The organism is Frankia nepalensis (assembly GCF_016786325.1).
Classification (GTDB): domain Bacteria; phylum Actinomycetota; class Actinomycetes; order Frankiales; family Frankiaceae; genus Pseudofrankia; species Pseudofrankia nepalensis.
Map to the genome: position 1 here is coordinate 1 of NZ_JADWYU010000371.1, position 11,959 is coordinate 11,959.

The 11,959-nt window shown below is 72.6% G+C and carries 11 protein-coding genes, 1 tRNA gene and 1 pseudogene; 4 read left to right on the top strand and 9 right to left on the bottom strand.

The features are described from left to right. Window positions 1-366, bottom strand: a pseudogene (locus I6A81_RS41310) (lysophospholipase); the annotation flags it as partial. 480 nt (window positions 367-846) lie between these two features. Beyond that, window positions 847-2,259 (bottom strand): FAD-binding oxidoreductase, encoded by a 1,413-nt coding sequence (locus tag I6A81_RS41315; RefSeq protein WP_203008172.1) that lies wholly within the window; start codon window positions 2,257-2,259, stop codon window positions 847-849. Between the two features lie 86 nt (window positions 2,260-2,345). Between I6A81_RS41315 and I6A81_RS41320 the strand changes: the two genes are divergently transcribed. Continuing rightward, entirely contained in the window at window positions 2,346-3,221 is an 876-nt protein-coding gene (locus I6A81_RS41320; RefSeq protein WP_203008169.1) for a LysR family transcriptional regulator, read from the top strand. A 57-nt stretch (window positions 3,222-3,278) separates the two neighbouring features. On the opposite strand, the gene I6A81_RS41325 is transcribed toward I6A81_RS41320, so the two are convergent. Beyond that, window positions 3,279-4,805 carry an MFS transporter gene (locus tag I6A81_RS41325; protein WP_203006807.1) on the bottom strand — a complete coding sequence of 509 codons (1,527 nt, stop codon included), beginning with the start codon at window positions 4,803-4,805 and terminating at the stop codon, window positions 3,279-3,281. A 77-nt stretch (window positions 4,806-4,882) separates the two neighbouring features. Between I6A81_RS41325 and I6A81_RS41330 the strand changes: the two genes are divergently transcribed. Both I6A81_RS41330 and I6A81_RS41335 read left to right on the top strand, forming a co-directional pair. Continuing rightward, window positions 4,883-5,473, top strand: a complete 591-nt coding sequence (locus I6A81_RS41330; RefSeq protein WP_203006806.1) for a TetR/AcrR family transcriptional regulator — start codon at window positions 4,883-4,885, stop codon at window positions 5,471-5,473. A 199-nt stretch (window positions 5,474-5,672) separates the two neighbouring features. Continuing rightward, a complete protein-coding gene (locus tag I6A81_RS41335) occupies window positions 5,673-6,188 on the top strand; it encodes a pyridoxamine 5'-phosphate oxidase family protein (protein ID WP_203006805.1) in 516 nt (171 codons plus the stop codon). Window positions 6,189-6,377: 189 nt separating this feature from the next. Here the strand turns inward: I6A81_RS41335 and I6A81_RS41340 are convergent, their stop codons facing one another. From I6A81_RS41340 to I6A81_RS41365, 6 genes are all read right to left on the bottom strand, one after another. After that, on the bottom strand, window positions 6,378-7,205 hold the full coding sequence (locus I6A81_RS41340) for an ANTAR domain-containing protein (RefSeq protein ID WP_407661479.1): 828 nt from the start codon (window positions 7,203-7,205) through the stop codon (window positions 6,378-6,380). Further along, window positions 7,205-7,930: a GAF and ANTAR domain-containing protein gene (locus tag I6A81_RS41345; RefSeq protein WP_203006803.1), complete on the bottom strand. Its 726-nt coding sequence runs from the start codon at window positions 7,928-7,930 to the stop codon at window positions 7,205-7,207. The genes I6A81_RS41340 and I6A81_RS41345 overlap by 1 nt, the downstream gene beginning before the upstream one ends. Next, on the bottom strand, window positions 7,923-9,071 hold the full coding sequence (locus I6A81_RS41350) for a fatty acid desaturase family protein (RefSeq protein ID WP_203006802.1): 1,149 nt from the start codon (window positions 9,069-9,071) through the stop codon (window positions 7,923-7,925). Before I6A81_RS41350 ends, I6A81_RS41345 begins: the two co-directional genes overlap by 8 nt. A gap of 640 nt (window positions 9,072-9,711) precedes the next feature. Beyond that, window positions 9,712-9,783, bottom strand: a tRNA-Val gene (locus tag I6A81_RS41355). A 58-nt stretch (window positions 9,784-9,841) separates the two neighbouring features. Beyond that, complete coding sequence (locus I6A81_RS41360) at window positions 9,842-10,459, bottom strand: hypothetical protein (protein ID WP_203006801.1); 618 nt, start codon at window positions 10,457-10,459, stop codon at window positions 9,842-9,844. 156 nt (window positions 10,460-10,615) lie between these two features. Further along, window positions 10,616-11,074: a peroxiredoxin gene (locus I6A81_RS41365; protein ID WP_203006800.1), complete on the bottom strand. Its 459-nt coding sequence runs from the start codon at window positions 11,072-11,074 to the stop codon at window positions 10,616-10,618. Between the two features lie 282 nt (window positions 11,075-11,356). On the opposite strand from I6A81_RS41365, the gene I6A81_RS41370 reads away from it, so the two are divergent. Further along, window positions 11,357-11,824, top strand: coding sequence for a DUF4234 domain-containing protein (locus I6A81_RS41370; RefSeq protein WP_307875247.1), 468 nt, complete (start codon window positions 11,357-11,359; stop codon window positions 11,822-11,824). Window positions 11,825-11,959: the final 135 nt, after the last annotated feature.

Consider the following 11,959-nt stretch of genomic DNA (forward strand, 5'->3'; position numbering starts at 1 on the left):
GGGCGCCGCGCCCGCGGGCGCCGGCGCCAGCCCGGCGAGGATGAGCGCTCCCGCCGCGGCCAGCTCGCCGGCCGCCCCCAGGTGGGCGGCGAAGGCCGCCCCGGCGTCGGAGCCGACCACGACCCGCGGCACGGCGGCGTCCGCGGCGGCGAGCACGGCGAGCAGCTCGTCGCGGGCGCGGTCCGGGTCCTCGCTGGGCGCGGTGACCGCGTGGACCCGGTAGGCGTCGGTGGCGAGGCGGCGGCCGAACCGGTCGTACACCTGGGGCGACTCGCCCCGTCCCGGCAGCACGACCAGCGTCGCGCGCAGCGCCGGCCCGGCGGGCTCGCGCCAGGTGGTGACAGTTGCCTCGTGGGCGAGGGTCATCACGGACCTTTCGTGGGGGAGGGGCCGAGGTTTCGCCAGGCAGGCGCCATCGCGCCGCCCAGGACGGCGACGGGTGTGACGGCTGGAGTGTCGGCGGCGGACGGCGCGGGGGCACGACTTGGACCGCCCGGCGCGGCGACCGGGCGGTCGAAGGACACGGCTGGCGGGCCGCGCCGACGCGGGATGGCTATGGCGCCGGCGGGGCGAAGGGCGGTGTCGGTGTCAGTGACAACACATGGCGCAGTGCCGCATGAAGTCGATCACGCGTCGCCGGGTGAGGCGTCGTCCGAACGCCCGTGAGGAAGCGGTCGAGCACTGGCTGACCGGCCGCGACACGGCGCGGCTCGCCTCAGCAATCTCAACCATATCGGTCAAGTTAGTGGGTAGATGGCTGTCTGGCTAGCGACAATTCGCGATCGGAGCGATCGTGTCCGCTTATCACTGGCCCGAATGCGGCCGCGTGGTCCTAGGGTGCGTCCCCTAGACCGCCTTGCCGGGGTTGAGGATGCCCGTCGGGTCGAACACGTCCTTGATCTGCCGTTGGAGGGCGTCCACGTCCTCGCCCAGCTCGGCGCGCATCCACCGCCGCTTGAGCGCGCCCACGCCGTGCTCGCCGCTGACCGTGCCGCCAAGGCGCAGCGCGGCCCGGAAGACGGCGTCCGCGGCGGCCTGGACGTCCGGGTCCGTCAGCTCCTGCTCCGCGGACAGCACGATGATCGGGTGCAGGTTCCCGTCGGCGGCGTGCGCGAAGGTGTGGATCGACGTGCCGGTCGCCGCCGCCGCGTCGCGCACGGCGGCGACCGCCTCCGGCAGCCGGGAGCGCGGGACGCCGATGTCCTCGATCAGCACCCGCCCGACCCGCTCGAGCGCGGGCAGCGCGGCGCGGCGCACCGCCGTGAGCCGGGCGGCCTCGGCCGGGTCCGTCGTCACCTCGAGGCTCGTGGCGCGCCCGCGCAGCACCCCCGCGGCGGTTGCCGCCTCCTGCTCGGCGGCGGCGCCGTCGGTCTGCAGCAGCACGAACGCGGCGCCCCGCGCGCGCAGATCGGTGCCCAGGTGCTCGTCGATGCGCTCCAGCGTCGGCCCGTCGATGAACTCGGCGACCGCCGGCACGATCCCCGCGGCGCGGACCGCGCCGACCGCGGCGAAGGCCGCCTCGGCATCCGGGAAGTAGCCGGACAGGGTGGCCGTGGCGACCGGGATGGGCCGCAGCCGCAGCGTGGCGCCGACGATCACGCCGAGCGTGCCCTCGGAGCCCACGAACAGGCTGGTCAGGTCGTAGCCGGTGACACCCTTGATCGCCCGCCGGCCGGTGTGGATGAGCCGGCCGTCGGCCAGCACGACGTCCAGGCCCAGTACGGCGTCCCGCGTGACGCCGTACTTCGCGCACCGCAGCCCGCCGGCGTTGGTGGCGATGTTGCCGCCGATGGTCGAGATCTCGACGCTGGCCGGGTCGGGCGCGTACCGCAGCCCGTGGCGCGCCGCCGCGCGGTCGAGGTCGGCGGTCAGCACGCCCGGCTCGACGAGGGCGAGCTCGTCGGCGGGCAGGATGTCCACGACGCGGTTCAGCCCGGTCAGGTCGAGCACGATCCCGCCGTCGACGGCCGTGGCGGCCCCGGTCAGCCCGGTGCCGGCGCCGCGGGCCACCAGCGGCGTTCCGGTCCGGTGCGCGTGGCGCGCGACGTGCTGGACGCCGGCGACGCCGCGCACGGACGCGACGACGGCGGGGCGCACGTCGGGAGTCCAGCCGGACCGGTCGAACCGGTGCGCGTCGAGCGACGCGGTGTCCGTCCGCCAGTCGACGTCGTCGTGCGGGGGCAACCGCGCGGGATCCACCAGGTCCGGGCCCACCGCGTCCGGATGGCGGGAGTCCTCGCGGTGCCAGGGTGTCGTCATCGCGTGCCCGGGAAGGCGGTCCGGGACGCCCGGCCGCGCCCGGCGTTCCAGTGATCGCTAACCGAATTCACAGTTATCCTATCGATATGGTTGGCGTCTTGGACATAGTCGCACTCCGCAGCCTCACGTCCATCGCCGACTGCGGCGGGTTCCGCCGGGCGGCTGACAGCCTGCACCTGTCCCAGTCGGCGGTCAGCCAGCACGTCCGGCGGCTCGAGCAGGTCTGCGGCCGTCGGCTGGTCGAGCGCCGCGGCAACGCCGTGCGCTTCACTCCCGGCGGCGCGCTGCTCCTCGCGGAGGCGCGCAAGATCCTCGCCGCCCATGACGACGCCCTCGACCGCCTGCGGACGGCCGACGCGGCCGAGCGCGACCTGGTCATCGGCTCGACCGAGCACGCCGCCGACCTGCTGCTCCCCTCGATCACCGCGCGGCTGCGGACCTGCTTCCCGGACCGCGCCGTCCGGTTCCGCATCGACCGGGGCAAGCAGCTCAACGACCGGCTCGACGAGGGCGCGCTCGACGCGTCGCTGTTCATCGGCGACGTCCGCGGCGGTGACGCCCATCCGGCCGGCATGCTCCCGCTCGCCTGGTACGCGGCCGCGGGGTGGCGGCCGCCGCCCGGCCCGATCCCGCTGGTCGTCATCGACGAGCCGTGCACGATCCGGCGCCGCGCCCTGCAAGCGCTCGGCCAGAGCCGGGTCGACGCCTCGGTGGTCTGCGAGGCCGGCCACCTCGCCGGCGTCCTGCACGCCGCCCGCGCCGGCCTCGGCGTCGCCCTGCTCGCCCATCTCGGCACCCCGCCGGAGGGCCTGGAAGCGCGGCGCGACCTGCCCCCGGTGGACCCGGAGCCGCTGCACGTCCGCGGCCGCCGCGGCGCGCCGGCCGCCCTGGTCGGGGCCGTCGCCGAGGCGGCCAGCACCCTCCTGTCGCGCCCGCGGCCTGCCCCGCGACCCGGCGGGTGAGACGGCGCGGGACGCCGGGCCGGTGACGGCCGAGAGCCCGGCCGTCACCGGCGCCGGTCACGCTGGCACGGAGCGGGGCGTGGCCTCCGCCTCGGCGACCTGCCGGCGCGGCCGGCCCGGCAGGGCGGACGCCGCGAGGGCGCCGGCCCAGCAGACCGCGGCGCCCACGATGCAGCCGACATGGAACGCGGACAGGAAGGAGCTGTGGACCGCGTCGACGAGCGGGCCGCCGCCGGCCTGCTCCGCCACGCCGAGGGCCGCCCCAACGGATGACGTCGCCTGGGCGAGGAGTCCCGCGGGCAGTTGGGCGAAGCTGGAGTCGCTGAGCTGGTTGGCGAAGATCGAAGCGTAGACGCTGCCGACGACCGCCACACCAAGGGTGCCGCCCGCTTCCCGGGTGGCGTCGTTGATCGCGGACCCCACGCCGGCCTTGGCCGCCGGGAGCACGGAGAGGATGGAGTCGGTAGCCGGGACCTGGGTGAGGCCGAGTCCAAGGCCCATGAGCACCATCTGCCCGACGATCAGCAGGTAGCTCTCGTCCAGCGGTGAGCTCGCGATCCAGGCGAACGAGCCGCCGAGCAGGGTGAGACCGGTCATCACCACGGGGCGGGTGCCAAGCCGGGCGACCAGCAGCGGTCCGACCGCGGAGCCAATCGCGATCGTGCCGGCAACCGGCAGGATGCGCACACCAGTGGACAGCGGTCCATAACCGCGTACGACCTGGAAGTACTGAGTTACCAAGAAGATAAAGCCGAACAGGGCGAAGAACGCCACCGTCACCGACATGCTCGCGGCGGTGAAGGCGCGGTTGGCGAACACCGACACGTCGAGCATCGGATGCGCCGCGCGGCGCTCGATCACCAGGAACGCGGCGGCGAGGCCGGCGGTCGCCACGAAACCGGCCGTCGTGAGCGGGGCGTCCCAGCCCCGGTGCGGCGCCTCGATGATCGTGTAGACCAACAGGCCGATGGTCGCGCTTCCGGCGATCACGCCCGGCACGTCGATGCCGGGAGCCGCCGGGTCGCGTGACTCGGGGACCAGCCAGGCCGCGAGCCCCGCGGTGACGACCGCGGCGGGAACGAGCGCGACGAACACGCTGCCCCACCAGAAGTGTTCGAGCAGCAGGCCGCCGGTGACGGGGCCGATGGCGACCGCGACCCCGGTGACGGCGCCCCAGACCCCGATGGCCCTGGCCCGTTCGCGCCGGTCGGGGAAGGCGTTGGTGATGATCGACAGGGTGGTCGGAAAGATCAGCGCGGCGAACACGCCCATTGCCGTCCGTGCCGCGGTCAACTGGCCGGACGTAGTGCACAGCGCGCCAAGGCCGCTGGTAATCGCGAAGCCGAGCAGTCCGGCAATCAGCGCCGGACGCCGCCCGAACCGGTCGCCAAGACTGCCGGCGCCCAGGACCAGCGCCGCAAAGGCGAGGTTGTAGGCGTCAACTACCCATTGCAGATCCCGCGTGCTGGCGCCGAGCTCTCGGCTCAGGGACGGCAGTGCGACGTTGACGATGTTGGTGTCGAGATTGATCGCGAAGGTCGCGAGGCACGCGACCGTCAGTACGGCGTATCGATTGCTCGCCATCCCGGATCCCTCAATGTTGACAGCGGGTACATCCGGCATGGTGGACCGAGGAAGTTACCTGTGTCAACATGCAAGTGATGCCCTACCACCACGGAAATTTGCGCGAGGCGCTCATCGCCGCCGCGACACAGCTGGCCGCCGAGCACGGCCCCGACGCGGTCGTCCTGCGCGAGGCCGCCCGTCGGGTCGGCGTCTCGCACAACGCCGCCTATCGGCATTTCGCCGACCGCGACGCCCTGCTGCGCGCCGTCTCCGCCAGGGCCATGACCGAGTTCGGCCAGCTGATGGCCACCCGGATCGCCGGGTCGGCCACCGGGCACGACAAGGACGCCGCCGCGGCCCGGTTCGAGGCGTCCGGGCGGGCCTACGTCGAGTTCGCCACGACACACCCCGGGCTGTTCCGCATGGCCTGTGCCTGGTCGCTCGGGGACGTCGCTCCGGACGCCGCCGTGAACCACCCCTACGCCCAGCTCTCGGAGCGTCTCGACGAGCTCGTCTCCACCGGGGTGATCACCCCCGCCCGGCGGCAGAACGCCGAGATCGCGGCCTGGTCCGCGGTGCATGGCTTCGCCATGCTCGTGCTCGACGGCCCGCTGAGCGTCGTGCCGCCCGATGAGCGAGAACGCGGCCTCGCCGAGGTCCTCCGCGTCGTGCGCGAGGGCATCTGAGCCGGTCGGTGGCCTCCCCCCGACCGCCGGCGGGGACGGCGCACGCGCCTGCCCTGGCCTGGCCGCCCGTTCCGGTGGACGCGCCAGGAGCGCCGCGGGCCGTTACCAGCTATTAATCATCTGAACCATTTGCCGGCCGCCGGCGCTTCGGCCCGGGGCACCGCCCGAGCCGATGTCTCCGGCAGGAGGAGCGAAACCAGTGGGCACCAACCAGCGATCCCAGATCGAGATGACCGCCGAGGAGATCTCGGCCTACCTGGCGACGCGGCGGACGGCGACGCTGGTGTCGCTCGGGCCGACCGGCCACCCGCACGCCGTCGCGATGTGGTTCGCCGTTCTTGACGGCGTGCTGTGGTTCGAGACCAAGGCCAAGGCGCAGAAGGCGCTCAACATCCGCCGCGACCCACGCGTCACCGTCCTGATGGAGGACGGCCTGACCTACGACACGCTGCGCGGGGTCTCGATGGAGGGCCGGGCCGAGGTCGTGGAGGATCCCGAGGCGCTGTGGGCCGTCGGCGTCAACGTCTGGGAGCGGTACCACGGCCCCTACACCGACGAGGCGCGACCGCTCGTGGAGGTCATGCTCCACAAGCGCGTCGCCGTGCGCGTCGACGTCGAGCGCACCCGATCCTGGGACCACCGCAAGCTGGGCATGAGCCCGATGCCACTCGGCGGCACCACCGCCGCCCATCACCCCCAGCCCTCGCTTCCGTAAGCAATTCTCCCCAGCCGGAGGCAGGCGTAAATGTCGGCGGAGGCTGAAGGTGAACCCCACGGAGTCCCGTGTAAACGGGTCGAAAGGGCGGGGGAGCCTTCCGCCATGGTTACCCGTCGGATGGCCACGACCGGCGATTGGCCTCGGTGGATTCGCGCATCGATGATTCGAAACCCTGAGGACGCGCGGCTATGTCGCTGGGGCTCGGGGGGAGGGGGGTGGGTCCGGCGGCTGGTGCCGTGGTTGGGGGGTCACTACGGTGGTGCTGTCGACCGTTCCGTCGACGATGCCGCGGGCCAGGTCGGTGAGGCGGGTGTTGGTGTTACGGGCGTGGCGGCGGAGCCGGTCGAATGCCTGGGCCATGTCGAGGTTGCCGCGTTCGGCGAGGACGCCTTTGGCCTGTTCGATCACTATGCGGCTGGTCAGCGCGTGCTGGAGCTGCTCGGCGAGCATTTCGTGGTGGCGGATCGCGCGTTCCTGCAGGATCGCGATTGTGGCTACGTCGGCGAGCGCCTGACCGATGCGCGCGTCGGCGTCGGGCAGCCGGCCGGGGCGGGTCCCGAACAGGTTCAGCGTGCCGATCACATCGTCGCGCAGCCGCATCGGGAGCGCGTGGACCGAGTGGTAGCCCGCGGCCTGTGTCTCCGCCGCGAAGACCGGCCAGCGGTCCGCGGCCTGCTGGACGTCGGGGACGGAGACCGCCGTGCCGCCGCGATAGCAGTCCAGGCAGGGGCCCTGGTCGTGTTGGAGCTGGAACAGCTCGAGTAGCCGGCTGGTCTCCGAGGAGGCTGCCACGACCTGCAGGTTCCCGCGTTGGTCGGCCAGCATCAGGCCCGCGGCGGCTATGTCGAGCAAGGTCACACAGTGGTCGGCCAGCCGGTGCAGCAGGTCCGCGACGTCGTAGTCGGCGACCAGGCTGTCGGCCAGGCTGACGAACGCCTCACTCAACTTCTGTTCCTGGCCCACCGCTGCCTCCGCACTGGCATCACGCGCCCCGCGAGGGGTCTCGTCTTCCATCATCCGAGCCGGCCGCCGTCGAGCCGCAGCCGGCGCGCGACGATGTCGCGGGCGACCTCGTCGGCGGTGCGCCCAGCCGCGTAGGCATGCGCGCGCAGCCGGACGAGAGCCTCCTGCGCGCTCACTCCGAGCTGCGCCATCACCATCCCGGTCGCCTGGTGGACTTCGGCCCGGTACATCCCGAAGATGTCCGGGCCCGGTCCGGACAGCGGGTCACCATGGCCGCGCGAGCCAACGGCCGCCGTGTCGATGAGCGTCAGGGTCGCGACGTCCGCGACGATCAGGGCGTCCGCCAGCGCATCGCCGTCCAGGGGCCCCGGCCGGACGCGGAGCAGGTCGAGGATACCCAGGCGGATCGCGCCGATCTGCAGTGGGAACGCGAAGATCGCCTGATAGCCGGCCGCCAGGACAGCCGGGGTGAACATCGGCCAGCGGCGCGCCGCCTGCCCGGTCAGGTCCCCGACGAGCACCGGGTGCCCGTGCCGGGCGGCGTCCCAGCAGGGTCCCTCACCGAGGGTGAACTGAAGATCGTCGAGGTGGGCGGAGACCGGGTCGCTCGCGCCGGTGTAGCCTCGGCCGCCGGCGTCGGTCGTCAGCGAGATCGCGGCCCCATCGACCGGCAGGGCCGACACGGCGCCGGCGCACAGCCGATCCAGCGCCAGGGCGTCCGACCCGTGTGCGAGCAGGGCACGCAACTCACGGCGGAGCCGACCGGGGTCACTCACGCGCTCCCTGACTGACACGCAGGCGCGACGCGACAGCGACGACGTCCCTGGCCGTGATCAGCCTCTTCTCCTGGGCCGGGTCGCGCAGGGGCGCCCCGACGTCGTGCAGCCATCGCAGTACCTCGCGGTAGGAGCTCAGCGCGCTGACTTCCTGATAGCCGATGCCACGCGCATCGCAGAACGCGCGGACGAGCGGCTGCGCCCGGCGCAGGTTCGGTCGCGGCATGCTCGGGAAAAGGTGATGTTCGATCTGGTAGTTCAGCCCGCCGAACACCACGTCGGTGACCCGGCCGCCGCGGATGTTGCGCGAGGTCAGAACCTGCCTGCGGAGGAAGTCGGACTCGTCTCGGGCGAGGATCGGCATCCCCTTGTGGTTCGGAGCGAACGTGCAGCCCATGTACAGGCCGAACAGGGCCTGGTGGACGAGCACGAAGGCCACCGCCTTGACCGGCGACAGGACGAGGGCGACGACGGTCACGTAGGCGGTCAGGTGAACCAGCAGCAGCGCCGCCTCCACCGCCGCCGCCCGGCCCCGCCGCCCTGCCAGCTCGCGCACGCTCGCGACATGCAGGTTCAGCCCCTCCAGCAGCAGGATCGGGAAGAACAGGTATGCCTGATGGCAGGTCAGCCAGCGGGCCAGACCGCGGCGGCGGCGAGCGTCGGCGGGGGTGAACACGAACGCGCCGGCGGCGATGTCCGGGTCACGGCCGACCTGGTTGGGGTGACTGTGGTGACGGTTGTGCTTGGCCACCCACCAGCCGTAGCTCAGCCCGACGAGCATGTTGCCATGCAGCAGACCCACGGCGGCGTTGCCACGCCGGCCGGCGACGATCTGCCGGTGCCCTGCGTCGTGCCCGATGAACGCCGCCTGGGTGAACATCACCGCCAGGAATGCCGCTGTCCCCAGCTGCCACCACGAGTTCCCCAGCAGGACGAACGCCGTCCAGCCGGCGCCCAGAAGACCGAGATTCACCGCGATCCGCGCGGAATACCAGCCCAGCCGGCGATTCAGTAGCGACGCGCGCCTGATCCGACGCATCAATTCGCCATACTCGCTGCCACGGGCTCCCGCCGCGGCGGTCGTCACCCCCACGGGGGTCTGCTCCGCCGCACGAAACCCGGCCACGACGTCCGCGGTCATGGTCATTCCCCTCAGTTGACCAACGCATCAGCGAGAGGGAACCCGGAATAGGCATACGGACCAGACCCGGACGAGAACTCAGCCACGCTGAAGTAGCATCTCCCACGCTACACCGCCGGCCGTCGCCCGGCCGTCGCCCGCCGCCATGCGACCGCCATCCTTACGGGCGCAGGGTGAGCACGTTGAGCGGGATTCGGAAAACAGACGGCTGTCGCGGCGATCTCCGTGTCCATCTTCTGGACCCGGTCCCCGAGGCGCGCTGACCGCTCGCATAGCCGTAGCTGGTCAGTGCCCGGGCTGGTCTCCGTGCGCCGCTGACATGATCGGCGAAGTACCGTCGGGATGTCCGGAGCGGCGCGCCACGGCGGGCCTGACGTGACCAGCCCAGGCCTTGGCCGCGAGTCGATCATCAGCCTGCTCCGGGAACTCGACGACGAGCTGGGCGTCGCGGCGCCAAAGCGGACCTGTTACTCGCCGGAGCACCGCGCTCGCTCTGGTCGACGCGCGGGGCGCGAGCGGTCCGGGGGCGTCGGGGGCGGAGCCCTGACCATGGGGGTTCCAGGGGGTGATCCCCCTGGGCGGACATCGCGGCCTTGGCGGAAGGTGGCCCGGGGCCACCGAGCAGGGCTCACCCAGCTCGTGGGCGTGGCAGGGTTCGAACCTGCGACCGCTCGCTTGTAAGGCGAGTGCTCTCCCGCTGAGCTACACGCCCGGGAGTGTCGTAAGACTATGCAATCGGCGCACCTCGCGGGACCGCCGGTGCTGTGATCTTACCGGTCGTCGGCCTCGTCGGCGGGAGAGCCGGAGGTGGCCGTCCGGCCGGGGCCGCGGCCGAACATCCGGGCAAGCGCGGCCTCGACGTCCGCGGCGAGGTCCGAGCCGACGGCCAGCGGCGGCCCGCTCGACGGCCTCGGCCCGCTCGGTCGCGCCGGCGTGTCGGCCGCGCCGCCCACGGGTGTCGGGACGGGCACGGTGTGCTCCGCGGGGGTCGGCCCTGCCCGGTCGGCTCCGCCGCCCGGCGCTGGCTCACGGGACGGGAGCGGGATCACGACGCCCGGCGGCAGGACGCCGGCCGGAGCGGTCGAGGACGCGGGCGAGGATTCCGTGCTCGCGGGTTCCGCGTCGCCTGGCTCCGTGGCGCCGTGTGGCTCCGTGGCGCGGCTTGGGTCGGTGCGGGCGCCGCAGTCGCGGCAGACGACGAGTCCGAGGGCCTTGGCCAGGTGGGTGGAACCGCAGGCGGCACAGCCGTCGAGTGGCTCGTGCCAGCTCGGGTCACGTTGGCAGGAAGGGCAGACGAGCACCTGCTCGCCGCCGAGGACCGCCCGGCGCCAGGGGCTGGCGCCACGGGCCGGGTCTGTCTGGCGGGTGTGGCAGCGATAGCACGGCATACCGACCCGTTCGTCCTCCAGGCCGACGATCGTTGATCGGTATTACTGTACCGGCATCCGGACACGCGGTCCCGCGTGCCGGATGCCGGTACCGGTCTGCTGGCCGGTCCGTGCGGCGCCTTGGTGGGGACGCGGCACGTTCCCCGCCGGCCGGGCCTACAGAGCGGCGAGGGCCTTGAGGTACTCGGCCTGGTCGCGGGCGTCCGGGATCGCGTTGACGACCTTCCAGCGCACGACGCCCTCCTTGTCGATGACGAAGGTGCCGCGCACGGCGATGCCCTTGTCCTCGTCGAAGATGCCGTAGGACTTCGCGACGGCGCCGTGGGGCCAGAAGTCGGCGAGCAGCGGGAACTCGTAACCCTGCTCGGTGGCCCACACCTTGTGGGCGAAGGCCGAGTCGACCGAGACGGCCAGGACCTGCACGTCGTCGTTCTGGAACGAGCCCAGGTCGTCCCGGACGGAGCACAGCTCGCCCTGGCAGACCCCGGTGAACGTCAGCGGGTAGAAGATCAGGACGACGTTGCGCTTCCCGCGGAAGCTGGACAGCGTCACGACCTCGTTGTTCTGGTCCTTGAGCGAGAAGTCGGGGGCTACGGCGCCGACGTCGACGGTCACGTGATCATCCTCCGGTATGGCCAGTGCGCGAACGCGGATGCTGAGCCCAGCATGCCATCGCGCCAGGCCCGACCCGGTGCTCCGTTCCGGGCGTCTCGGGCCCGCGGCCGCCCGCTGACCATGGGCGATCGGTCCGGGCCCGGTCGGGATGTGGCAAAGAACTCGTCGGCGCGGTCGGCGCCGGCCGCCCGTCGCCGGGCCAAATCCGGCTGGTTGCCCCTATCGGCGCTACTCTGAGCGCGGCCCGGCGGGGTAACCGGACCGCGTGGAAGGCGGGATCCAGTGACGAACCCAGACACGACACCGGGGTGGGCGCCCTCTCAGCCGCCGGGGCCGAGTTCCCCGTCGGCGTCCGGCTGGGGGGTGCTGGGCAAGCGCCGTAACCCGGTCGCCGCATGGCTGGGCCTTCCGCTGATCACGCTCGGCATCTACGGCCTGGTCTGGATCTACAAGACGAACCGGGAGCTGAGTCAGTACGAACGCCGGATTGTGGTCAATCCGGTCATGTCGGTGCTGGCCTGCACCCTGGGCGTGGTTCTGCTCGTGCCGCCGTTCGTCGCGGCGTGGCGGTTGGGCACACGGGCGGCCCAGGCCCAGCGGGCGGCCGGCGTGCCCCAGCTGAGCCCCGGGCTCGCGTTCGTGCTGTTCCTGATCGGCTTCGGCCCGCTCTACCTGCAGATCGAGATCAACAAGATCTGGGCCCGCTACCCGACGGCCGTCGAGGGCCAGCAGGTTCCTCTCGCCGCCTGAGGAGCGGCGGCAGACCGCCGCCTGAGGCGCCGCGGTCGGCCGACCGAGCATCGGCGCCGCCCCGCCCCGACCACGCGACCCGGGCGGGCCGCGTGGTCGGATGCCAGATCAGCAACCGTGTCGGCGCCACCTAGG

Coding starts and splice junctions, on each gene's coding strand:
- I6A81_RS41315 (WP_203008172.1), bottom strand. CDS start 2,259: ATGACGACACCCTGGCACCGCGAGGACTCCCGCCATCCGGACGCGGTG.
- I6A81_RS41320 (WP_203008169.1), top strand. CDS start 2,346: ATGGTTGGCGTCTTGGACATAGTCGCACTCCGCAGCCTCACGTCCATC.
- I6A81_RS41325 (WP_203006807.1), bottom strand. CDS start 4,805: ATGGCGAGCAATCGATACGCCGTACTGACGGTCGCGTGCCTCGCGACC.
- I6A81_RS41330 (WP_203006806.1), top strand. CDS start 4,883: ATGCCCTACCACCACGGAAATTTGCGCGAGGCGCTCATCGCCGCCGCG.
- I6A81_RS41340 (WP_407661479.1), bottom strand. CDS start 7,205: ATGGAAGACGAGACCCCTCGCGGGGCGCGTGATGCCAGTGCGGAGGCA.
- I6A81_RS41350 (WP_203006802.1), bottom strand. CDS start 9,071: ATGACCGCGGACGTCGTGGCCGGGTTTCGTGCGGCGGAGCAGACCCCC.
- I6A81_RS41360 (WP_203006801.1), bottom strand. CDS start 10,459: ATGCCGTGCTATCGCTGCCACACCCGCCAGACAGACCCGGCCCGTGGC.